Here is a 21,886-nt window from a genome sequence, read left to right on the forward strand (position 1 = left end):
ATGAGCGGCACCGAACCCGTTCCAGGCTCCGTGGTCGTGGTGGGCGAGCGCGAACGGGTGGAGGGCTACGGGCTGGCGGGCGCGTCCGTCGTCGTTGCCGACGGCCCCGACGACGTGCGCGCGGCGCTGCGGGACCTGCCGTCGGAGACCGTCCTGGTGGTCCTCACCCGCGCCGCGGCTGCCGCACTCGACCCGGCGTTGGGCCCGGACGACCCTGGGCCGGGGTCCACTATGGACAGACAGGTGGTGGTCCTGCCATGACCGTCGACATCTCCGCGGCGCTGCGTCCTCTGCGCGAGGCGCTGCTGGAGCAGGCAGGCGCCGACGCCCGGTCCCGGATCGCCGACGCCGAGGCCGACGCTGTCCGCACGCTCGACGCGGCGAAACGCGAGGCCGACGGCATCCGCACCGCCGCGCGGCGCGACGGCGAGGCCGACGCCCGTGCCCTACAGACCGCCGACCTCGCCCGTGCCCGCCGGCAGGCGCGCGCATCGGTGCTGGCCGCACAGCGCTCCGGGTACGAGGCGTTGCGCGCCTGCGTGGCGGACACGTTGCGGACCGGTGCGGCCGCGGAGGAACTGCGCAACGCCCTGGTCGCGCGCGTGCGGGCCGTGCTCGGACCGGAGGCACGGACCGTCGACCACCCGTCAGGTGGCGTCGTCGGTGAGGTACCGGGCCGACGGGTCGACTGTTCGGTCGACGCCCTCGTCGACCGGGTGCTGTCCGCCGAGAGCGGCGTCGCCGCCGGGTTGTGGTCACCGTGACCACGCTGGACGGTTCCGGGGACGCCCGGGTGATGCGGGTGACCGGTCCGCTGGTGGAGATCATCGGCACCGGGCGGGTGGCGGTGTCCGACCAGGTCCTGCTCGGGCCGGCCGGTGTGCCCGGCGAGGTGGTCGCCATCCGGGACGGGACCCTGACGGTCCAGTCGTACGAGTACACGGGTGGTCTGCGCGTGGGTGACCCGGTTCGGGCGCTGCGGCACAGTCTGGCCGCCCGGCTGGGTCCGGGGCTGCTCGGCGGCGTCTTCGACGGGCTCCTTCGGCCGCTGGACCGGGCCGGGGCCTGGTTGGGGCCGGAGCTCGCCGATGACGCCGTCGACGACCGCCGGTGGTCATTCCGGCCGACGGCCCGGGCCGGCGCGCCCGTCGGGCCGGGGGACGAGATCGGCGTGGTCGCCGGTCCGGGACGGGTGGACTACAGGATCCTGGTGCCGCCCGACGGCGGCGGGCGGGTGGACGACCTCGGTCCGGCCGGCACCTACCGTGCCGACGACGTGGTGGCCACCGTCGCCGGCCGTCCGGTGCGGTTGACCCAGATCTGGCCGGTGCGGCGCCCGAGACCGGTACGCGAACGCCTGGACCCCCATCACCCGCTGGCCACCGGTCAGCGCGCGATCGACGTGCTGTTCCCGGTCGCCAAGGGCAGCACCGCCGCGGTACCAGGTGGCTTCGGTACCGGCAAGACCATGCTGCTTCAGCAGATCGCGAAGTGGTCGGACGCCGACGTCATCGTCTACGTCGGCTGCGGCGAGCGGGGCAACGAGCTGGCTGAGGTGGTCGCCGAGCTCGGCGCGCTCGACGACCCCCGCACGGGTGGTCGGCTGGCAGACCGGACGGTTGTCGTCGCCAACACCTCGAACATGCCGATGATGGCCCGTGAGGTCAGCGTGCACGCCGGTGCGACGGTCGCTGAGTACTTCCGCGACATGGGCTACGACGTCGTCGTCATCGCCGACTCCACGTCACGGTGGGCGGAGGCGATGCGGGAGTTCGCGTCGCGCTCGGGTGCGCTGCCGGCTGAGGAGGGCTACCCGGCCGACCTGGCGTCGGCACTGGCGGCGTTCTACGAACGGGCGGCGTCGGTGCACACCCTCGGCGGTCGCGCCGGGTCGGTCACCGTGATCGGTGCCGTCTCGCCGCCCGGCGGCGACCTCACCGAGCCGGTCACCGTCAACACCGAACGGTTCGTCCGGTGCCTGTGGACGCTCGACCGTGCCCTCGCCTACGCCCGGCAGTATCCGGCGGTGTCCTGGTCGGCCTCCTACTCCCGCGATGCCGGAGTGGCGGCGACGGCACACGCGCGCGGCGGTGACCCGGCCTGGTCGCAGCGCCGGTCACGGGCGATGGCCGTGCTCGCCGAGGCCGACCGGCTGACGGCGCTCGCCGAACTGGTGGGCGCCGGCTCGCTGCCCGCCCGCGAACGTGTGGTCCTGCTGACCGCCCGACTGATGCGCGACGGTGTCCTGCAGCAGAACGCGCTGGCGGCGACCGACGCGTACTGCGGCCCGGCCAAGTCCGCCGCCCTCGTCGACGCGGTGCTGACGATCGGAGACAGGTGCCGCGACCTCGCCGACACCGGCGTACCGGTGACCCTCATCGAAGAGACCGACTTCGGCCCGCTGCTGCGGGCCCGGGAGCGGGCCGGACCCGACGACGCCGAGGCGGTACGCCGGGACGCCGCCGCGGTCGTTCTCCCCGGAGGTGCGTGATGACGACCGCGACAGACCGGTGGCCGCCGGTCGCCTACACCGACATCGCGGAACTGCGGGGACCACTGGCGGTGGTCCGCGGCGTCGCCCGCGTCGGGTTCGATGTGGTCGCCACCGTCGCGCCGGCCTCCGGACCCGTCCGGCACGGCGTCGTTCTGGAGGTGGACCGGGAGCGTGCCGTCGTCCAGGTGCTGGAGGGAACGGCCGGGCTCGACTCCGCGACGGCGGTGGCGTTCGGCGCGGAACCGATGCGGATCCCGGTCGGTGACGCGTGGTTGGGGCGGGCGTGCAACGGTCGCGGTGACCCGGTCGACGGCGGCCCGCCCATCCTGTCCGACCGCTGGGCGGCGGTGGCGGGCGCTCCGATGAACCCGACCCACCGGCAGCCCCCCGCCGATCCGGTGCTGACGGGCGTGTCGGCGATCGACGCGCTCACCACGCTCGTTCGCGGGCAGAAGCTGCCGGTCTTCTCCACGCCCGGACTGCCGCATCTGCAGCTGGCCACCCAGGTCGCGGCGCAGGCGAACGTCGCGGGTGAGCCGTTCTGCGTGGTGTTCGCCGGCATGGGGCTGACCCACACCGACGCCGCGTTCGTCCGTGACGCGCTGGAGGGCCGGGCGGCGGCCGGCGATCTGGTGCTCCTGGTCAACACCGCCGACGACCCGGTCATCGAACGGGTGCTCACGCCGCGTCTGGCGTTGACCGTCGCCGAAGACCTGGCGTTCCGTGGCGGGCGGCACGTGCTGGTGGTGATGACCGACATGACCAGTTACGCCGAGGCGCTGCGGGAGGTGTCGGCCGCCCGCGGCGAGCTGCCCGCCCGTCGGGCGTACCCGGGTTACCTGTACAGCGACCTGGCGTCGTTGTACGAGCGGTGCGGGCGGTTGCGGGGCAGGCCGGGATCGGTCACGGTGCTTCCGGTGCTGACCATGCCCGGTGGCGACATCACCCATCCGGTGCCCGACCTGACCGGGTACATCACCGAGGGACAGGTGGTCCTGTCGCCGGAGGTCCACGCCCGCGGCGTCTATCCGCCGGTAGATCCATTGTCGTCACTGTCGCGGTTGATGCGCCACGGCGCCGGACCGGGCCGCACCCGCGCCGACCACCTACCGCTCGCGGCACAGGTCATGTCGGCCCTGGCCCGTGCCCGCCAGGCGCGGGAGCTGGCCGATCTGGTCGGGCCGTCGGCCCTCGGTGACATGGACCGGTGCTATCTGTCGTTCGCCGACGCGTGCGAGCGCGACCTGCTCGACCAGCGACCGGACGAGGGTCGCGACCTGACGACGACGCTCGAACGGGCCTGGCGGGCACTGCTCGTCCTGCCGCGCCGGGAGCTGGTCGCGCTACCGGCCGACCTCGTCGACGCGCGGGTGTCGGACCGGCCGGGGGAGGAGGCGCCATGACGCTCGAGCGGCTGCCGCCGGGCCGGGCCGGGCTGCTGTGGCTGCGCCACCGGCTGGCCGTGGCGCGTCGCGGGCTGGACCTGTTGCGGCACAAGCAGGTGGTGCTCGCGAGGGAGGCCGAGCGACTGCGGTACTCGAGTTCGGTGACGCGGGAGGAGTGGCGGGCCGCCGACGCGGCCGGCCGGCGGCTGCTGCTGTGGGCCGCCGTCGTCGGTGGGGCATACGCTGTGCGCACCGCGCGGCCGGTCGGTCCGGCCGTCGTGACACCGACCTGGATCACCGTGATCGGGGTGCGCTGTCCGGGCGACCCCGTGGTCCGTTTGCCCGCCCCCGACGGTGCGGGCGCTACCCGGTCCCCCCTGGTCGACGCCGCGGCCGGGGACTACCGGCGGGCGTTGACGGCGGCCGCACGACACGCCGCGATGGCTGCGGCGGTCGCCGCGGTGGAAGCGGAGATCGCCACGACACGGCAGCGGGTCCATGCCCTGGAACGGCGATGGATCCCGCGGCTCGAGGACGCCGCTAAGGGTGTCCGGTTGCAGATGACGGAGCTCGAGGACTCCGACGCCGTCCGGCGCCGGCGGGCCCGGCGCGACGCCTGAACCACCGATGGGCGGGGCAGCGGCCCGCCGCCCCGCCCACGTGCTACCGCACCGCCTCCTTCGGGATGACCATGACCGGGCACGGCGAGTGGTCGATGAGGGCACGGCTGGTGCCGCCCATCATCAGGCCCCGGAAGCCGCCGATGCCCCGGGACCCCACCACGATCATGCCGGCCTTGAGGTCGGTGGCCACCGACGTCAGCACCTGCGGTGGTGAGTCGCCGTGCCGCAGCTCGCGGCGGACCTTCACGTCGGGGAAGTCCTCGACGATGTTGCCCAGGCTCACCTCGATCGGGTCGACCGCGTCCGGGTGCGGCGGCATGCCGGCGGCGGCGATCGCCTTGGACCAGGACCGCGCCGGCGGCCACGCCAGCACCACGACGAGGTCGGTGCCCCGCGACCGCGCCTCGGCGAAGGCGTACCGGGCGGCCGCGCGTGCCGGCATCGAGCCGTCGACGCCGACCACGACCGGAGCGTCGGGGTCGCCGGTGTCCCCACGGACCACGACCACGGGGCAGCGGGCGTGGGTGGTGGTGTGGACGCCGACCGAGCCGAGCAGCAGTTCGGAGAACCCGCCCACGCCACGGTGGCCGACGACCAGGTATGCCGCGGTCCGTGACGCGTCCACCAGGGCGCCGGCGGCGTTGCCGTCGACGACCCGTCCGGTGAGCGGTATTCCGCGGAACCGCGTGCCCACTCCGGCGACGGCGTCGTCGACGAGTTGCTGTGCCACGGCCCGCGGGTCGACCCGCACCGCCACCGACTCCGGCAGCAGCGGCGGGTAGGTTGCTGGCCAGCTGAACACGTGCACCACGTCGAGCGACAGGCCGTGCCGGATGGCCAGCGCGGCGGCGTAGTCGGCGGCCCGCGTGGCGGACGGTGAGCCGTCCACGCCGACGATGACGGAAGTCCTCATGACACACCTCCCTTGGCCGGCTCGTCGTCGAGCCGGATCTCGTCTGCGGCCGGTCGCTGACGGCGTCAGGTGTCCAGCCGCACCCGTTCGTCGGTCACCGCTTCGATGTCCTTCGCCGCGGTCACCAGCAGCCGGTGACCGAGGTCGGTCAACGCTCGGGCGGTAGCCAGTTCGTCGCCGATCTCCGGGATGTCGTCGTCGGCGGGGTTCAGCTTCGCCCTGCCGACGCCGGTGAGCCGGGTCGGCGCTCCCGTCTGCAGACGGGCCTCGGCGTAGGTTCTGCCGGCGTCGTCCTCGTCGATGTAGATGTCGACGGTCCACTTCTTCATCGCGACCATGGTCTTCCTCCCGCCCTGGAAATCCATGACCGGCGGCTCGTCCGCGGTCACCGGATGTTCCGTCACCGTCATCGTCCGTCGACCGTGGCGCCGGTCGCAGGGCCGGTGGCCCGTCTCCGGCGGGACGAAGGTCCCTGGGCTGTCCTCAGTGGACAGTCGTGCCGGTGAGGCGGAACACCGTCCGGTGGCCGGCGTTGACCGCGTGGTCGGCGAACCGTTCGTAGAAGCGGGCCAGCAGGACCAGCTGAACCCCGGTCGCGACGTCGAGAGGCGGCTTGCGGTCGAGGATCGCGGTCAGCAGCTCCTGGTGCAGCCCGTCCATGAGGTCGTCGTCGCGTTCCAGTTCCGCGGCGGTCGCCGCGTCCGGTTCGGCGAGGACCTGTACGGCCTTGGCAGCCATCCCGTCGGCCGCCCGCCCGATGCGGACGAACAGCGCGCGCAGGTCGGCGGGCACGGTGGGGCGCGGGTGGTACCGCAGCGTCATCCGCGCGACGTGGGCGGCGAGGTCGCCCATCCGCTCAACGTCGGTGGCGACCTGGGCGGCCACGAACAGGGCCCGCAGGTCGCCCGCCACCGGCGCCTGCCGGGCGATCGTGACGAGGACGAGGTCCTCGACCCGGTCGCGGAGGGCGTTCACGTCGGCGTCGCGCCCGGCGACAGCGGCGGCGAGGTCCCGGTCGGCGGCGAGGAGCGCGGTGGTGGCGTCGGCCATTGCGATTTGCACCGCCGTGGTCATCGTGACGAGCAGGTCGTTGACGGCGCGAAGGTCGGCCTGGAACTCGTTGCGCATGTGGCACCTCGCAGCGGCGTTTGTCGAAGGGGTCGTCCCCACCGTCCGCCCGTGACGACGGACGTACCAGGGCCGAACGAACCGGGTCGGCGGGCCACCCGGCACGGCTGTCCGGGCTCTGCCCGATGGTCCGGCACAGAGGGTCCTCGGACCCTGTGTGCCGAGGTGGTCGGCGCAGACGCTGGTCGCTGATGGACGCCGTCGACAGGCAGGTGACCGGCGATGCTCGAGTTCCAGACGGCACGGACCACCCCTCATCCGGAGATCGATCTGCTGACCCGCATCAGGCTTCTGGAACTGCAGGTGGCCGCCGTGGCAGACGCCGAGCGGGTGGCGGACCTGCTCGACGAGGCGAAGGTGCCGCGGCTGTGACCGGGACCCGGCCAGGTCGGGGGGCCGCAACCGGCCGCGGCAACGTGCTGGTCGGCTACGACGGATCGCCGGACGGTCGGCGTGCCGTCGAGTGGGCGGCGCAGGAGGCGGGTCGGGGTGGTGGCGTGCTTCGTGTGCTTCTCGCCTACCAGGTCGGCATCGGCGCGCGGCTGCTCCCCGACGAGAGGGCCGACCGGGTGGCCGTCGCGCAGGCCGCCGGTCTGGCCGACTTCGCTGTCGCGGCGGCGCGGATGGCGGCTCCGGGGGTCGAGGTGCATGGCACGACGGTGCGTGGGCACGCGACCGCGGCACTGCTCGACGCGGCGGTCCTCAACCGCCTGGTGGTCGTCGGGCATCGGGGCGCCGGCGGATTCCACGGTCTGCGGGTCGGGGCGGTCGGCCTGCGCGTGGCGACGCACGCGCCGTGCCCGGTGGCCGTGGTACGGGGCGTCGACCGCCCCGGTGGTCCGGTCGTCGTCGGTGCCGATGGATCCGAGGCCGCACCGGCCGCGGTGGCGCTCGGCTTCGAACAGGCCGCGGCCCGCCGGACGCGGTTGGTGGTCGCCCGGGCCGGCCTTCACGACCCGGCCGGGAGCGGCGGCCCGGCGCGGGAGCTGTCTCCCTGGCTGGCCCGGTACCCCGAGGTGCCGGTGTCCTTCGCCTTGTCGGCCGGATCGGCGACCGATCTGCTCGTCGGCCTCGCCGACGTTGCCTCGCTGGTCGTCGTCGACGGTAGCGGACCCGACGGCACCACCGGGCCGCGGCTGGGCTCCACGACTCAGCAGCTCATCTGCTCCGCCGGTTGTCCGGTGCTCGTGGCACGGCCCGCTGGTGTCGGCTGACGCGCCCACCAGATCCGGGCGGGATCGGCCGCCGACCGGGACAGCCAGATGTCCGCCCTGCCGGTTTTCCTGGACACGGGCCGGTGGCTGGGCGATCACCCAGCCGCCGAGCTCGTCCACGTGACACATCCGGGGGTCCTCCACACCCCACCGGAACGTGTCGTCGGTGGGGTCGTCGGCGATCAACGGGCGTGGGTCGACCTGCCAGCCGCTGATCCCGTCGGCGCTGACCGGGTACGGCCAGTCGGCCGCCGTCAGGATCGGGTTCGCCGGGTGCCTGACGAACAGGTCACGGAGCGTCGGTGGCACGACTCACCTCCACATCACCGTCGGCCTCCGCGGGTCGCGGACCGCGCTTCGAGCCTCGGCCACCCGGGTTGCGTGACACAGGGCCGAACGGCCCGTGTGGGCCGGTCGACCCCTTCTGCCGGGACCTCCGTCACTCACCGGTCGGCGCCCGCGCTGGGAGCGTCAGAGGGCCGTGTGGAAACGGAAGACGTATGGGGGTGACGGTGGTGACGGTGGCGTCCGGGGACCTCGGCCATGGAATGGTGATCGTGTCGACCTATCCACCCCGGCGGTGCGGGCTGGCCAGTTTCACGGCCGATCTGGTTGCGGCGATCCGGGAGGTGGCCCCGGATCTGCGGGTCGGAGTGGCGGCGGTCGACCGGGACGGGATGGCGTACGGGCCGGACGTCGTCGCCGTGATCGACCAGGACCGTGTCGACAGCTATCGGGCGGCGGCCGTGCGGATCGCCGACCTCGGAACCGTGGCGGTGCTGATCGAGCACGAGTACGGGATCTTCGGGGGTGCGGACGGCATCTACCTGCTTGCGTTCGTGGCCGAGCTGACGGAGCGTGGCGTGCCGTACGTGGTGACGACCCACACCGTTCTGACCCGTCCGAGCACCGGCCAGCGGGAGACGCTGCGACAGCTGTGCGCGGGAGCGGCGGCGGTGACGGTGTTCACCGCGGCCACGCGTGACCTGCTGGCCGGCATCCGGGTCGCGGACCCGGTCCGGATCGTGGTGGTTCCACATGGCGCTCCGGACGAGGTGCGGCACGGGACCGATCCGTCCGCGCTGCGGCCCGCCATCGCCGACCTGGACCTCCACCTGCCGGTCGTCACCACCTTCGGCCTCCTGAGCGCCGGCAAGGGCGTCGCCGATGCGATCGACGCGGTGGCCCAGCTGGTTCCCACGCACCCGGGTCTGCGTTACGTGGTGGCCGGAAAGACGCATCCGGAGGTGGTCCGGGTCGACGGCGAGTCCTGCCGGTCGGAGCTGCTGGCCCAGGTCCGGCGACTTCGCCTGACGGAGCATGTGCGCTTCATCGACGCGTTCCTCACCGTGCCGGAGATCGGTGCGCTGCTGCGTCGTACCAAGGTGTGCGTCACCCCGTACCGGTCACCCGAGCAGATCTCGTCCGGTGCGTTGACCTTCGCCCTCGCCGCCGGCCGGCCGGTCGTGTCCACCGCGTACCGCTACGCCGAGGACATGCTCTCCGGCGGGGCGGGCGTTCTGGTGCCGTGCGGCGACCCGGACGGATTGGCGGCCGGGCTGGACAAGCTGATCGCGGACCCGGAGGCATTGGCCCTCGCGGCCCGGGCCGCGGCGGGAGCGGGGGCCGGGCTGTCGTGGCCGGCGGTGGCTGCCCGCACAGCGGACCTGTTACGGGATGTGGCCGGTCGGCCGGCGCCGGCGGCGACCGCGACCCGGGTGTCGCGGCTGCGGCTGTCGCATCTGCGGCGGCTGACCGTGCCGGCCGGCATCGTGCGGTTCGCCCGGGGAGCCGAGCCGGAGCCCATGTCCGGCTCGTGCGTCGACGACATGGCCAGGCTCGGGATCGTGGCAGCGGACCTGGCGGCGGTCGGCGTGCGGACGCGTCAGGCGGTGGTCTGGATGCGTTCGGTGCTGCTGTACCTGGGATCGGCTGTCACCTCGACCGGTATGCACAACCTACGGGACGCCGCCGGTGGCTGGACCGACCGGCCGTACCTCGGTGACCACGTCGGTCGGGCCATGTGGGCGGCGGGCCGCATCGCCGGTACCGCCGGTGCGCCGTTCGATGTCCGGACAGCGGCGGGCGGTCTGTTGAGCCGCCTGTCGGCCCTGGCCATACCGCTGGCGGGCGCCGGACTACGTCCGACCGCCTACGCGATCCTCGGTCTGGCCGAGGGCTCACCGGTCCGCCACCGGGGCCTGGTCGCGCTGCTCCTGGAGGTGATGGACCACCAGTGGGAACGCAACGCCACTCTCGACTGGCGGTGGCCGGAGGACCGGCTCACCTACGACAACGGCCGCCTTGTCGAGGCGATGCTGGTTGGAGCGGGCGTCGCCGGGTTCCCGGAAGCCGCGTCCCGGGCATTGGACGGGTTGGAGTGGCTCGTGGCTCAGGTCGGCCTGGACGACGGCCCGCTGCGGTGCGTCGGCAACCGCTGGCGTTACCGCGAGGCGGCCCGTTTCGGCGCCGGCCCCGATCCTGACGAGGGGGACGAGCAACCGATCGATGCGGCGGCGTTGGTGGCGGCGTTGGTGGCGGCCTACGGACACACGGGCGAGATCCGCTACGCGATCCGGGCCGTCAACGCCTTCCGGTGGTTCCTGGGCCGAAACCGCCTGGGCGCCGAGTTGTACGACGCGGCGACCGGTGGCTGCCGTGACGGTCTCGGCACGGACGCCGCGAGCGCCAACGAGGGCGCCGAGTCGACGTTGGCCTACCACCAGGCGGTCCTCTCCCTGGCGCAGGTCGGATTGTGGGCGGTGGTCGACCGCGAATCCAGCCGGTAACGGGTCAGCCCAGGACGGCGGCGATGTCGTCGGCGAGCCGGCCGGTCGCGGCGACGACCGCGGGCGACATGCCGGTGCCGTAGCAGACGTCCGCGACCTCGACCGTGTAGACCAGCAGGGTGTCGGGCATGCGGTCCAGCGCCCGGGCCAACGCCACGGTGTCGCCGAGGTCAGCGGCGTGCGACGCGGTGATGCCGGCGCGGGTGGCGGACGGGTGGCCGGTGGCGAACCGGTGGATGCGGCCCGCCTCGCCGTCCGCGGTGCGTGTGGCGTCGACGACGACCGCGCGTCCGGCGCCGGTCCAGGCGTCGATGACGGTCGTCGGTTCGCCGTCGCAGACGACGAACTCGACGCCGGTGAGGCGCCCGCGCAACAGGTCGACCACGGCGGGTCCGGCGCCGTCGTCGCGGCGGAACGGGTTGCCGATGCCGATGACGACGGTGCGGGTGTTCACCGTCGCTCCACGGTCAGGTCGAGGAAGTGGGTGGCGCAGGAGATGCACGGGTCGTAGTTGCGGATCGCCTGTTCGCATTCGTGGGTGAGCCGGTCGTCGTCGTGGTCGATGCGCGGTTCGACGAAGCGGCGCAGGTCGTCTTCGATGGCGGGCTGGTTCTGCGCGGTCGGCGGCACGATCCGGGCCGAGCGGACGGTCCCGTCGGCCGCCAGTTCGTAGCGGTGGAACAGGGTCCCGCGGGGTGCCTCGGTCGCGCCGTGACCGGTACTGGCCCGGGCCGGCACGGGTACCGCCGGCCGGGACGGGGGCTCGTACGCGGCGATGAGGCGCAGCGCCTCCTCGATGGCGTAGACGGTCTCCACGGCCCGCACGGCGATGCTGCGGAACGGGTTGCGGCAGTCCGCCCCCAGGCCCGCGGCGGTGGCAGCCTGCCGCGCCAGGGGCGACAACCACCGGCGGCTCAGCGTGTAGCGGGCGGTCGGACCGGTGAGGTAGTGGCCCGGCCGTCCGGCGAGCCGCGCGTGGAGTGCGGTCGAGTGCGGCACCTGCTCCTCGACGACGTGCCGCTCGAAGTCGGCGACCTCGAAGGCCAGCCCGCGGTCGGTGCGCGGCGTGCCGGCGTCGATCGCGTAGCGGCCGGGATCGACGAGGGCCAGCAGTTCGTGGTCGTGGGTGAAGTCGGGGACGTCGAACCCGCCGACCCACACCGCCGTGGCGTACGCGTCGTCGAGGGCTCGGCGCAGCGGTTCGACGAGCGCGGCGAGGTTGGCCGGCGCGGGAGTCCGGTAGAACCCGCCGACCCGGACGTTGATGGGGTGGATCGCGCGCGCGCCCACCGTCGTCATGATCTGGTTGCCCGCCCGCTTCAGGGCCAGCCCGCGCTCGACGAGCGGCCGGTGGTCGCGGGCGAGGTCGATCGCGCTGGGGTAGCCGAGGAAGTCGGGCGCGTGCAGAAGGTAGATGTGCAGCGCGTGGCTGGAGATCCACTCCCCGCAGTACAACAGGCGACGCAGGTCGGCGAGCGGGCCGTCGACGGTCACGCCGCAGGCTGCCTCGATCGCCCGGCACGCCGACATCTGGTAGGCGACCGGGCAGATGCCGCAGATGCGGGCGGTGATGTCCGGCGGTTCGGTGTACCGGCGACCGCGCAGGAGGGCCTCGAAGAACCGGGGCGGCTCGTAGATGGTCAGCTGTACGTCGCTGACCCGGTCGCCGTCGACGGTGACGCGCATCGCGCCCTCACCCTCGACCCGGCTCAGCTCGGAGACGCGCAGTGAACGGGACCGGTGTGTCATGAGACCCTCCGGGCTTCCTCGGCGAACCGGGGTGCGCCGACGCTGAACGTGCGCAGCAGCCGTACCACGTCCCGGTCGGGTACTCCGTTGGCGCGCAACCGGTCCGTCATCGCGGGCAGGTTGGCGGGATCCGCCGGACCGAAGCACCCGAAGCACGCCCGGTCGAACGCGGGGCACAGCGCCCCGCAGCCGGCCCGGGTCACCGGACCGAGACAGGGAGCGGCACCGGTGACCAGGAGGCAGGTGGTGTCGCGCCGCTTGCACTCGAAGCAGACGCTGTGGGCGGGCAGGTCGGGCCGCCGGCCGGCGAGCAGCGCGCCGAGCAGGTTCAGTAGCTGGTCGCGGTCGATCGGGCAGCCGTGCAGCTCGTAGTCGACCGCCACATGGTCGGAGACCGGCGTCGACGTGTCCAGTGTGGACACGAACTCCGGCCGCGCGTAGACCACCGATCGGAACTCGTCGACGTCGGCCAGGTTGCGCAGGGCCTGGATCCCGCCGGCCGTGGCGCAGGCGCCGATCGTGACGAGCAGCCGCGACCCGGCCCGGATGCGCAGGACCCGCCGCCGGTCGGCCTCGGTGGTGACCGATCCCTCCACGATGGACACGTCGTAGGGGCCCGGTTCGGTGGCGCTGGATGCCTCGAGGAAGTGCGCGATGTGCACGCGGGAGGTCAGCGCGAGCAGCTCGTCCTCGCAGTCGAGGAGGGTCAGCTGGCAGCCGTCGCAGGAGGCGAGCTTCCACACGGCGAGCGTCGGGGTGCCCATCACAGCTCCTTCACGGCGAGCAGGGGCGCCGCCCGGTCGTAGCCCACGACGGGGCCGTCGCGGCACAGCAGCAGCGGACCGAGCTGGCAGTGCCCGCACCAGGCGACCCCGCAGCGCATGTTGCGCTCCAGCGAGACCTGGACGTCGGCGGCGGGCACGCCGTGACGCCGCAGGGCGGCGGCGGTGAACCGCATCATCACCTCGGGTCCGCACACCAGGGCGGTCGTGGTGGCCGGGTCGATGGGCACGTCGTCCAGGACAGCCGGTGCGACGCCGACCCGGCCGGTCCAGCCGTCGGTCGCCCGGTCCACCGTGGTCTCCACCCGCGCGCCGGCGGCGACCCACCCGTCCACCGCGCCGGTGAACAGCAGATCCGCCGGGGTGCGGGCGCCGACCACGACGGTCACCCGGCGGTAGTGTGAGCGGTCGCGGAGGGCGGCGTCGAGCGCGGGCCGCAGGGGCGCGAGCCCGATGCCGCCGGCGACGAGCAACAGGTCGCGTCCGGCCGGTGCAGGCAGGCGCCAGCCGGCGCCGAACGGTCCGCGGACACCGACGACGTCGCCGGTGCGGCAGTCGTGCAACGCCCGGGTGACCGCACCGACCGCCCGCAGGGTCTGGTCGAGGTCGCCGGACCGGGTGCCGCTGACCGAGATCGGCACCTCGCCGACGCCGAACGCGTAGAGCATGGTGAACTGGCCCGGCGCCGGCGTAGGGATGGACGCGTCGAGCGGCCGCAGGGTCAGCGTGACCGTGTCGACGGTCTCCGGTTCCCGGGCGACGACGGTGTGCCAGAGGGGCAGCATGGTGGTCATGGCGGGTCACCCGCGGCGAGTGCGGTCAGCTCGGCGGTGAGGTCGATGCCGGCCGGGCACCACACGACGCAGCGCCCGCAACCTACGCAGCCGGCGCTGCCGAACTGGTCGTGCCACGTCCCGAGCTTGTGGGTCAGCCACTGCCGGTACCGCGACGCGGTGGACGACCGTACCGGTCCGCCGTGCAGGTAGGAGAAGTCGAGGTCGAAGCAGGAGTCCCAGCGCAGGGACCGGTGGGCGGTCGTCCCGTCGAGGTCGGTGGTGTCCTCGACCGAGGTGCAGAAGCACGTCGGGCAGACCATCGTGCAGTTGCCGCACGACAGGCAGCGGCTGGCGACGTCGTCCCAGGCCGCCGATCCCACGCGGTCGGCGAGCATCCGGCGCAGGTCGCCGCCGGGCAACGACCGGCCCATCCGGGCGCGCGCGGCGTCGACCGCGGCGTCCGCGTCGCGCACGGTGGCGTCGTCGGCCGGTCGCTGCGGCAGGGCGGCGAGAACCCTTTCCCCGTCGGCGGATCCGGCCTCCGCGAGGTACCGGGGCCCGGCGACCTCGGTCAGGGCGAGGTCGAACCCCGACCCGGCCCGGGGGCCGCCACCGGCGCTGACGCAGAAGCACGTTTCACCCGGCTCCGTACAGTGCACCGCCACGACGAACGCGTCCCGGACCCGTCGCTCGTGGTCGGTGTCGGGGAACTGTCCACCGGTGAGCACCCGGTGCTGCGCCGCGATCGCGCGCAGGTCGCACGGTCGGACACCGAGGAACGCGTAGCGTTCGCGCGGTGGGGGCGGCGCGGTGACGGTCACCGTCCCGTCCGCGGCGCGGCGCGCGCTCCACAGCGGGATCCGCGCCGGATGCAGCCACCTCTTCCAGGAGGTGGGCCCGCCGGAGTGCCCGAAGGCCGCTCCGTCGGACCGGCGGCGGAGCCGGTAGCCGCCGGCAGCGAGGGCGGTGCCCCAGCCGTGGGGGAGGTCTGCGGCCGAGGAGATCTCGGCCAGAACTATCGCGCCGTCCCGGACGGTCGGACCGATCACCTGACGCCCGTCGGCGCGCAGGACGGCGATCAGCGGTTCCAGGGACTCCAGTACGACGGCGTGGGACCCGGTCATACATACATCGGAACGCGTGTCGACGCCCTGCCGTAGGGGCGAAGGTCCCGGACATGCTGACGGGCGGCGGGGTGACCGCCGCCCGTGGAGGTTCGTTCCGGCCGGTTACCGGAGCCAGGTGTACTTCCCGACGATCCTCGACCACCAGGAGCCGAAGCCGAGGGTGTTGCCGGCGTTCGTCAGGGCGAGCACGGCCAGGACGGCGGCGTAGATGAGGTGGTCGTCCATGAAGGGGTTGTTCTCGGGGGGCAGGACCGCGGTCCACATGAGCACCAGCAGCAGGCCGCCGGCGACCGCGGCGATGCGCACGCCGATGCCGAGGATCAGCGCGAGGCCGATGCCGAGCAGGCCGAGCATGAACAACCAGTCGGCCCAGGCCTGGCCGGCGATGTCGTTGTAGATGCCCTGGAACGGACCGGTGGCGGCGTGCGACAGGAAGCCCTCGGTGGGGCTGCCACCGTTGACCCAGGCGGCCTTTTCGGCGGTCTCGTGTCCGAGGCCGAACGTCTTGTCGAGGAATGCCCACAGGAAGGTCCAGCCGAGCGCCAGCCGGATTCCGGCGAGGACGTAACGGGCGGCCTTCGCGGAGGCGGTCTCCGTGGTCGCGACGGCTTCGCCGCCGGGGCGGGTGGTGGCCGGGGTGCGGCCGTGGGCGATGCTCGCCATTTCACTCACTGGTCCTTTCGGTTGGTCTCCAGTGCTGACATCCATACTTTCCACTGGAGTCGACCGGCACGGTCAGTGCCGGAGGCACTCCGTTCGCTGGGACCAAAGTCCCTCAGGTGGGCCACCGCACGGTCGGGCCGACCTGCGCGTCGAACACGTAGTGGCGCTTGAGTTCGGCCCGGTCGTCGTAACGCCAGTCGAGCAGGGTGACGACGTCGACCACCCCGGGCACTGCCCGGGCGAGCCGGCCGGCGATCTCGGCGGTCGACCGGCGGTCGACCGACCCGGTCAGGGTCACGATGCCGTCGGTGACGACGATGCCGACGGCGGCGGGATCGGTCACCAGCACCCGCTGGAGGACGTCGTCGCGGACCTCGGCGCGGATCTCGCCGTCGGGCCTGAGGTAGGTCGACAGCAGGTCACGCCGGGACACGATGCCGACGAGGCGGTCGTTCTCCACGACGGGCAGCCGTTTGACCAGGTGCCTCTCCATCAGTCGCGCGGCCGCGGCGACCGTCGCTTCCGGGCCGATGGTGACGGCGGGCCGGCTCATCAGGCCGGCCGCCATGTCGGCGAGCGGCCCGCTCGGCGGCTCGGTCCGATGGCGGTGGAGCAGCCGCCGGTGCGGGCTGTCGGGTGGAAGGTCGAGCCGGTGCAGCAGGTCGCCCTCCGACACCACTCCGACCACCCGGCCCGCGTCGTCCACGACCGGCACCGCGCTGACCCGTTCATCGGCCAGTGTCGTCACCAGGTCCTTGAAGGTGGTGTCCGGACGTGCTGTGACCACGTTCCGGGTCATCACCGATCTCACTGTTCGGGTGTTCATGACTCCTCCCAGGTGTTCGCATCCGGAGTGTCACCGGCGGGTGCCGCCGTGCGCATGGGGCGAAGGTCCCACGCGGGGCGGGCCGGCCGGGCACGGTCCGGGCCGATCGGCCCTGTGGGACGCGGGACCACGGTCGTACGGTGATGACGAGGGACGGAGTCTCCCGGAGGGATGCGGCGATGAACGGAATGACGGTCGCGGATGTGATGACCTACGGCGCGGTGTCGGTGACCGCCGACGAGCCGTACCGGGAGCTGGTGGATCTCATCGAGATGCGCTCGGTCAACGCGGTACCGGTCGTCGACCGGTTCTCCCGCGTGGTGGGCGTCGTGTCGGCCACGGATCTCCTCCACAAGATCGAGTTCGCCGGTGGTGCCGACCCGCCGCGGATCTTCGAGAACCGCCGGCACCGGCAGAACCGTCGCAAGGCGGCGGGGATGGTGGCCGGCGAGCTCATGACCACGCCCGCCGTGACGGTGTTCCAGGCAACGACGGTGGCCGAGGCGGCGCGCATCATGGAGACCGCCGGCGTGCGCCGCCTACCGGTGGTCGACGACCTCGGCCGCCTCATCGGCATGGTGACCAACCGGGACCTGCTGAAGGTCTTTCTGCGCCCGGACGCGGCCGTCGCCGTGGCAGTCCGGTCCATTGTGGACACCGGGGTCGCGGTGGAGGTCTTCCACGGCACCGTCCTCGTGACGGGCGAGGTCGAACGCCGCTCCGTCGCCGAGGGCCTGACCGCCCGCGTCGCGGCCGTCGACGGCGTCGTGTCCGTCGAGAACCGCGTCGTGTGGACCGTCGACGACATCGCCAGCGCGATGCCGGTCTGACAGCGAGGAGGAGATCGCCATGCGTGTGCGCGACATCATGACCCGACCCGTGTTCACCCTGCAGCCGACCGATCCGGTCGAGGGCGCGGCCGCGCTGCTCGCCGACCGGGGGATCACCGCCGCTCCGGTGGTCGACGACCGTAACCGGCTCGTCGGCATCGTGAGCGAGGGGGACCTGCTCCGCGGCCGGGTGCCGGAGGACCCGACCGCGCACCTGCGAATCGCGCCGAAGCCGCCGTCGCACCGCCCCCACCTCGTCGCCGAGGTGATGACGCGCGAGGTGGTCACGGCCTGGCCGCTGGAGGACGTCGCCGACGTGGCGCGGACCATGCTCGACCGGGACGTGCGCAGCGTGCCGGTGCTCGACGGCGGCCACGTCGTCGGGATCGTCAGCCGACGGGACCTGCTGCGGTCGGTGCTGCGCACCGACGACGTGCTCGCCCACGAGGTCCAGCAGCGGCTGGACGCCTACGCGGGCGGAGCAGCCCGCTGGACCGCCACCGTCACCGACGGCGTGGTGCGCGTCGACGGCTCGCTCGACGACGAGGCCGAACGCCGGGTCGTGGAGATCCTGGCGCGCACCGTCCCCGGTGTCGCGACCGTCGAGGTGCGGGCGACCGTCGGCTGAACCCCCGTCACGGCCGGGTCAGCATCGTGACGAGCTCGGGTACCTCCTCGCGCCAGCATGGTTCGGTGGTCCGGACCCGGGCGCGCGGGAAGCTGATGTACCTGCCGTGCGGGGGTTTCAGCTCGAGCGTCCAGGTGCCGCGGACGCACTGGTAGCGGATCTCCCAGCCGTCGTCGCGTTGGAACAGGCGGGATCCGCTGCCTCCCGTACCGGACGTGGACTCGGTGTTGACGAACCCCGCGCCGGTGAGCCAGGCCGCGGTGAGCGCGACGTCGTCGGTCTCGGTGTACTCGCCGGTGGCGTTGTCCTCCAGCGCGCCGAGCCCGAACCGTCCGTCGTCGTCGGGGCGACCGACGACGACCTCGACCGTGTCGTCCGCGCCGAACCGGAGCGTGAACTCCGGACCGAGATCGTGCGTCTGCCGCAGCTCCTCCAGCCGCGCCACGTCACGCAGCCGTCCGACCCGCACATCCTCGACGACGACGTCGAACGGGCCCAGCATGAACGAGCTGTTGGCCCACCACTCCAGGGTCGCGTCCATGCGCCCAGTATCACCCGCGTCCCGCGTCGTGGCGTTTCGATATTGCGTTGCCGCTTCCGCCGGGCGGTGTCTACGGTCCGGAGATGCGTTCGCGACTGCTCGCGGTTGCCTTCGAGGCGGAGGACCCGGCCGCGCCGGCGCGTTTCTGGGCGGCCCTGCTGGGCCGGGAAATCGTCGAGGACGCCGACGGTCTGCTGCTGCCCGGCGGCGACACCCAGCTCGGCCTGCGGTTCGTACCCGGCCGGCCCGGCAGCCCCGGCAGGAACCGGATGCACCTGCACCTCACCAGCGCCGACCCCGACGACCAGCGCAACACCGTGGCCACGGCGGTCGGGCTCGGCGCCCGTCACGTCGACGTCGGGCAGCGACCCGAGGACGGGCACGTCGTCCTGGCCGACCCGGCGGACTACAAGTTCTGCGTGATCGAGCCCGGAGACGCCTACCTCGCCGGGTGCGGCCCGCTGGGCGAGGTCACCTGTGCGGGCAGCCGGCGGGCCGGCATGTTCTGGAGCCGGGCGCTGGGCTGGCCCCTGGTCTGGGACAAGGGCGAGCAGATCGCGATCCAGTCGCCGCGCGGCGGCACGAAGGTCTCCTGGGACACGTGGGACGACGCGCCGGAGGCGGAGCCGACCCGGCAGCGCTTCGAGCTGGTCCCGGTCGACGGCGACCAGCGGGCGGCGGTCGACGCGCTGGTGTCCCTCGGCGCCACCCGCGCCGACGCGCGCGACGACGGCACCGTCGAGCTGACGGACCCGGACGGCAACGGGTTCCGCGTGCGGCCGCTACAGTCCGCGGGATGACGCGGGAGGTCGACGAGCTACGTGAGACGCTCGACAGGCTGCGGGCCGCCGTGCTCCGGAAGCTCGCCGGGCTCAGCGAGGACGACGCACGGCGCAGCACGGTGCGCTCGGGCACCAACCTCGCCGGGCTGCTGCAGCACCTCACGTTCGTGGAATCCTCGTGGTTGGGCGAGATCAGGCCCGACCTGATGGCCGCCAGGGGCCACCGGTCGATGGACGTCGACGCGTCGGTCCCGTTGCGGACGCTGCGGGCCGAGTACCGCGCGGCGTGCGCGACCAGCGACGTCATCATCGCCGCGGTCGGTGACCCGGACGCGTCGGTGACCCGGAACGGTAGAACCCGCGACCTGCGGTCCGTGCTGTTGGCGGTCATCGAGGAGACGGCCCGCCACGCCGGGCACGCCGACATCATCCGCGAGCAGATCGACGGTCGTACCGGCCGTTGACCCGCGTGCATGCCCGGTGCGGGACCATTGCCGACATGGACGACGACGGATGGCTCACCAATGCCGAAGACGAGCTGCTCGGCCCACTGGAGGATTCGCCGCTGCCGCTCTGGGAGATCCGTGGCGGTCATGTGACGACCGGGCGGCTGGAGGCGTACCTGGTGCCGGGCCTCACCTCGCTGGCCGCCCGCGGTCTCATCGAGGTGCGGCGCTTCGACGGCTGGCCGCAATCATGGGACCGGGGCAGCCCGATGGCCGGCGAGGACCTGCTCCGGTACTGCCGGCGCCTCGACGCGTGGTCGCCCGGAGCGACGCCGGTCCTGGCTGCCCACATCACGCCGGAAGGGCGCAGGTGCCTGTGACCCCTCCGGGTCGGGATGCCGTAGCGGCCGTACACGGTGACTCTGTGGCATCGTGACCGGGTGACCGGCACCCGCGCGTCCCTGGATGTCCGGCTGCTCGCCGGCATCGCGGGCCCGCCGGCGCTGCCGGTGCTGTTGCGGGCGTCCGCCAGCGTTCCGCACGACGACCACGACGACCTCGGCAGCGAGATCGTCGCTCTGCTGCGGTCGGACCGGGCGCCGGCCGGGCCACCGCCCGCGAGTTCGCCACCCTCGACGGGCCCGACGCCGTGGCGGTCACGTCGCTGCCGCTGCCGGAAGGCGTCGACGTGCTGCTGGTCGGGCTGCGCGACGTCGACGCACAGGTGCGGACCCTGGCGGTGGGCCGGCTCGGAGACAGTGGGCGGGTCGAGGCGGTCGTGCCGCTCACGGGTCTCGTCAGGGACCGGACGCCGCGGGTCCGGGCGGCGGCCGCGTTCGCGCTCGGCCGGCTCGCGCACGAGTCCGCGACCCCGGCCCTCCTGCGCCTTGCCGACGACCCGTACCGACACGTCCGGGAACGCGCCGTGCAGGCGCTCGGCCGGGTGGGCGGGCCGGCGGCGGTCGACGCGCTGCTCGCCATGACCTCCGACCCGGAACCGTTGCAGCGCGCGCGGCAACGGTCAGCGCGGTCGTCACGACGGTGAGACCGGCGGCGCTGGGCGAGCACCTGCTGATCCGGCTGACCGGCGACCCCGACCCGTCCGTCCGCCGACGGGTCGCCGTCCTGGGGTCTTCCTGATCGCCGCGCCGCTGGTCCTGTACCTGGCCTCCGGATCCCCGATCGCGTTCGTCCTGCTGCTGGCCCTCACGGCGTTCGTGGGCGTCCGGATCGTGCTGGCGCTACGCCGCGCCTGGCGCTGACGCGACGTCCTGTCGCACCTCGGCGGCGAATCGTTCGTGGGCCCGGGGGATCCGCACCCACCGGGAGTCGCGGGTGACGTGGGCGCCCACGATCGCGGTGGCGTAGCTCCGGGCGAGGAGGACGGCGGCCAGTGCGAGCGCCAGCACCACAACGGCGGTGACGACGGTGGCGGCCGTCTCCCGCCGGTCGGCGACCGACGGCAGCACGGCGAGCGCCCCGGCGAACAGGGCCAGGCCCGTCAGCAGCCGCACCACGCGCAGCCGGCCGCAGCGGTCGCACCACGGCCAGCTCGGCGCCCAGACGTCGTTGCGCATGACGACGATGGCGATGAGGAAGAACAGCAGCCCGAGCGGAATCAGCGCGTAGGTCCACGCCGGTGGTCGCGACGAGAAGCGCAACGACTTCAGCTGATCGGCCGGGCGGCCGTGGCGGGCACAGACCCGCGGCAGGTCACGAGCCGCTGTCACCTGGGCTGACGGAATCCGGACCGACGGCATGGGCACTCCCTACGTCGGTGCGACAGCATGCCAGACAGACGGCTGGAACGTTGTCCGGTCGCCGGTGGAACAGGCTTCCGCGCTTGACGCCCGGGCCTTACGCCGGGGGCCGGACGAACTCGTGCCGGACGCGGTAGAGGTCGCGCAGAAGGGCGATCTCGGCGCCGTGGTGGATGACCTCGCGGTTGACGTGCAGCACGAGCATCGCCATCGGCTCGTGTTCCAGGGCCTCGTCGGCCGTGCCGGCGTAGGCGAAGTTTCGCCAGCACTCCGCCGCGTGACCGCCCAGCGCGGGACCGCCGAAGTGGCTGCTGTTGCGTGCCGCGAAACTGCCCACGATGATCTGCGCCAGCCGTCGTTGTATCAGTTCGCGGTACCGGCGCAGCCGCCGGGTGGCTGGTTCGCTACCGCCGGTACATGCCATCATCAC

The 21,886-nt window shown here is 73.3% G+C and carries 27 protein-coding genes; 14 read left to right on the top strand and 13 right to left on the bottom strand.

Annotation, left to right across the window (positions count from 1 at the left end; all coding sequences use genetic code 11):
• Genes Voc01_RS32350 through Voc01_RS32370 form a run of 5 tightly spaced genes read left to right on the top strand, consistent with a single transcriptional unit; the run spans position 1 to position 4,499 of the window.
• A complete protein-coding gene (locus Voc01_RS32350) occupies positions 1-261 on the top strand; it encodes a hypothetical protein (RefSeq protein ID WP_203931401.1) in 261 nt (86 codons plus the stop codon).
• A complete protein-coding gene (locus Voc01_RS32355; protein ID WP_203931402.1) occupies positions 258-764 on the top strand; it encodes a hypothetical protein in 507 nt (168 codons plus the stop codon). Before Voc01_RS32350 ends, Voc01_RS32355 begins: the two co-directional genes overlap by 4 nt.
• On the top strand, positions 761-2,491 hold the full coding sequence (locus tag Voc01_RS32360) for a V-type ATP synthase subunit A (RefSeq protein ID WP_203931403.1): 1,731 nt from the start codon (positions 761-763) through the stop codon (positions 2,489-2,491). The genes Voc01_RS32355 and Voc01_RS32360 overlap by 4 nt, the downstream gene beginning before the upstream one ends.
• On the top strand, positions 2,491-3,897 hold the full coding sequence (locus Voc01_RS32365) for a V-type ATP synthase subunit B (protein WP_203931404.1): 1,407 nt from the start codon (positions 2,491-2,493) through the stop codon (positions 3,895-3,897). The genes Voc01_RS32360 and Voc01_RS32365 overlap by 1 nt, the downstream gene beginning before the upstream one ends.
• Positions 3,894-4,499 carry a V-type ATP synthase subunit D gene (locus Voc01_RS32370; RefSeq protein WP_203931405.1) on the top strand — a complete coding sequence of 202 codons (606 nt, stop codon included), beginning with the start codon at positions 3,894-3,896 and terminating at the stop codon, positions 4,497-4,499. Before Voc01_RS32365 ends, Voc01_RS32370 begins: the two co-directional genes overlap by 4 nt.
• A 43-nt stretch (positions 4,500-4,542) precedes the next feature.
• Here Voc01_RS32370 and Voc01_RS32375 read toward each other — a convergent pair whose 3' ends face one another.
• From Voc01_RS32375 to phoU, 3 genes are all read right to left on the bottom strand, one after another.
• Complete coding sequence (locus Voc01_RS32375; RefSeq protein WP_203931406.1) at positions 4,543-5,415, bottom strand: universal stress protein; 873 nt, start codon at positions 5,413-5,415, stop codon at positions 4,543-4,545.
• Positions 5,416-5,480: 65 nt separating this feature from the next.
• Positions 5,481-5,825 (bottom strand): DUF1876 domain-containing protein, encoded by a 345-nt coding sequence (locus Voc01_RS32380; RefSeq protein WP_239160620.1) that lies wholly within the window; start codon positions 5,823-5,825, stop codon positions 5,481-5,483.
• A 73-nt stretch (positions 5,826-5,898) separates the two neighbouring features.
• On the bottom strand, positions 5,899-6,543 hold the full coding sequence (gene phoU, locus Voc01_RS32385; RefSeq protein WP_203931407.1) for a phosphate signaling complex protein PhoU: 645 nt from the start codon (positions 6,541-6,543) through the stop codon (positions 5,899-5,901).
• Positions 6,544-6,765: 222 nt separating this feature from the next.
• Between phoU and Voc01_RS32390 the strand changes: the two genes are divergently transcribed.
• The 3 genes from Voc01_RS32390 to Voc01_RS32400 all read left to right on the top strand — a co-directional run bounded on the left by Voc01_RS32390 (position 6,766) and on the right by Voc01_RS32400 (position 10,546).
• On the top strand, positions 6,766-6,915 hold the full coding sequence (locus Voc01_RS32390) for a hypothetical protein (RefSeq protein WP_203931408.1): 150 nt from the start codon (positions 6,766-6,768) through the stop codon (positions 6,913-6,915).
• Positions 6,916-6,959: 44 nt separating this feature from the next.
• Positions 6,960-7,757 carry a universal stress protein gene (locus Voc01_RS32395; RefSeq protein WP_239160637.1) on the top strand — a complete coding sequence of 266 codons (798 nt, stop codon included), beginning with the start codon at positions 6,960-6,962 and terminating at the stop codon, positions 7,755-7,757.
• Positions 7,758-8,257: 500 nt separating this feature from the next.
• On the top strand, positions 8,258-10,546 hold the full coding sequence (locus Voc01_RS32400; RefSeq protein WP_203931410.1) for a glycosyltransferase: 2,289 nt from the start codon (positions 8,258-8,260) through the stop codon (positions 10,544-10,546).
• A gap of 4 nt (positions 10,547-10,550) precedes the next feature.
• Here the strand turns inward: Voc01_RS32400 and Voc01_RS32405 are convergent, their stop codons facing one another.
• The 7 genes from Voc01_RS32405 to Voc01_RS32435 all read right to left on the bottom strand — a co-directional run bounded on the left by Voc01_RS32405 (position 10,551) and on the right by Voc01_RS32435 (position 16,442).
• Positions 10,551-11,000, bottom strand: coding sequence for a hydrogenase maturation protease (locus Voc01_RS32405; RefSeq protein WP_203931411.1), 450 nt, complete (start codon positions 10,998-11,000; stop codon positions 10,551-10,553).
• On the bottom strand, positions 10,997-12,295 hold the full coding sequence (locus Voc01_RS32410) for a Ni/Fe hydrogenase subunit alpha (protein ID WP_203931412.1): 1,299 nt from the start codon (positions 12,293-12,295) through the stop codon (positions 10,997-10,999). The genes Voc01_RS32405 and Voc01_RS32410 overlap by 4 nt, the downstream gene beginning before the upstream one ends.
• Positions 12,292-13,059 (bottom strand): NADH-quinone oxidoreductase subunit B family protein, encoded by a 768-nt coding sequence (locus tag Voc01_RS32415; RefSeq protein ID WP_203931413.1) that lies wholly within the window; start codon positions 13,057-13,059, stop codon positions 12,292-12,294. Before Voc01_RS32415 ends, Voc01_RS32410 begins: the two co-directional genes overlap by 4 nt.
• Positions 13,059-13,871: an FAD/NAD(P)-binding protein gene (locus Voc01_RS32420; RefSeq protein WP_239160621.1), complete on the bottom strand. Its 813-nt coding sequence runs from the start codon at positions 13,869-13,871 to the stop codon at positions 13,059-13,061. The genes Voc01_RS32415 and Voc01_RS32420 overlap by 1 nt, the downstream gene beginning before the upstream one ends.
• Entirely contained in the window at positions 13,868-14,977 is a 1,110-nt protein-coding gene (locus tag Voc01_RS32425; protein ID WP_203931414.1) for a 4Fe-4S dicluster domain-containing protein, read from the bottom strand. Before Voc01_RS32425 ends, Voc01_RS32420 begins: the two co-directional genes overlap by 4 nt.
• A 105-nt stretch (positions 14,978-15,082) precedes the next feature.
• A complete protein-coding gene (locus Voc01_RS32430) occupies positions 15,083-15,643 on the bottom strand; it encodes a DoxX family membrane protein (RefSeq protein ID WP_203931415.1) in 561 nt (186 codons plus the stop codon).
• Positions 15,644-15,755: 112 nt separating this feature from the next.
• On the bottom strand, positions 15,756-16,442 hold the full coding sequence (locus Voc01_RS32435; RefSeq protein WP_239160622.1) for a CBS domain-containing protein: 687 nt from the start codon (positions 16,440-16,442) through the stop codon (positions 15,756-15,758).
• A 206-nt stretch (positions 16,443-16,648) separates the two neighbouring features.
• Between Voc01_RS32435 and Voc01_RS32440 the strand changes: the two genes are divergently transcribed.
• On the top strand, positions 16,649-17,299 hold the full coding sequence (locus Voc01_RS32440; protein ID WP_239160623.1) for a CBS domain-containing protein: 651 nt from the start codon (positions 16,649-16,651) through the stop codon (positions 17,297-17,299).
• 19 nt (positions 17,300-17,318) lie between these two features.
• Complete coding sequence (locus Voc01_RS32445) at positions 17,319-17,927, top strand: CBS domain-containing protein (protein ID WP_203931417.1); 609 nt, start codon at positions 17,319-17,321, stop codon at positions 17,925-17,927.
• 7 nt (positions 17,928-17,934) lie between these two features.
• On the opposite strand, the gene Voc01_RS32450 is transcribed toward Voc01_RS32445, so the two are convergent.
• Entirely contained in the window at positions 17,935-18,468 is a 534-nt protein-coding gene (locus Voc01_RS32450) for a hypothetical protein (RefSeq protein ID WP_203931418.1), read from the bottom strand.
• Between the two features lie 83 nt (positions 18,469-18,551).
• Here Voc01_RS32450 and Voc01_RS32455 point away from each other — a divergent pair, with 83 nt between their 5' ends.
• The 4 genes from Voc01_RS32455 (at position 18,552) to Voc01_RS32470 (ending at position 20,741) form a co-directional block, all read left to right on the top strand.
• Positions 18,552-19,268, top strand: a complete 717-nt coding sequence (locus Voc01_RS32455) for a VOC family protein (RefSeq protein ID WP_203931419.1) — start codon at positions 18,552-18,554, stop codon at positions 19,266-19,268.
• Entirely contained in the window at positions 19,265-19,714 is a 450-nt protein-coding gene (locus tag Voc01_RS32460; RefSeq protein WP_203931420.1) for a DinB family protein, read from the top strand. Before Voc01_RS32455 ends, Voc01_RS32460 begins: the two co-directional genes overlap by 4 nt.
• A gap of 35 nt (positions 19,715-19,749) precedes the next feature.
• Complete coding sequence (locus Voc01_RS32465) at positions 19,750-20,076, top strand: hypothetical protein (RefSeq protein ID WP_203931421.1); 327 nt, start codon at positions 19,750-19,752, stop codon at positions 20,074-20,076.
• Between the two features lie 269 nt (positions 20,077-20,345).
• Complete coding sequence (locus tag Voc01_RS32470) at positions 20,346-20,741, top strand: HEAT repeat domain-containing protein (RefSeq protein WP_203931422.1); 396 nt, start codon at positions 20,346-20,348, stop codon at positions 20,739-20,741.
• 196 nt (positions 20,742-20,937) lie between these two features.
• Here Voc01_RS32470 and Voc01_RS32475 read toward each other — a convergent pair whose 3' ends face one another.
• Both Voc01_RS32475 and Voc01_RS54760 read right to left on the bottom strand, forming a co-directional pair.
• A complete protein-coding gene (locus Voc01_RS32475) occupies positions 20,938-21,426 on the bottom strand; it encodes a hypothetical protein (protein ID WP_203931423.1) in 489 nt (162 codons plus the stop codon).
• 127 nt (positions 21,427-21,553) lie between these two features.
• A complete protein-coding gene (locus Voc01_RS54760) occupies positions 21,554-21,883 on the bottom strand; it encodes a hypothetical protein (protein ID WP_373873897.1) in 330 nt (109 codons plus the stop codon).
• Positions 21,884-21,886: the final 3 nt, after the last annotated feature.

Origin of the sequence: Virgisporangium ochraceum (genome assembly GCF_016863655.1) — a bacterium.
Classification (GTDB): domain Bacteria; phylum Actinomycetota; class Actinomycetes; order Mycobacteriales; family Micromonosporaceae; genus Virgisporangium; species Virgisporangium ochraceum.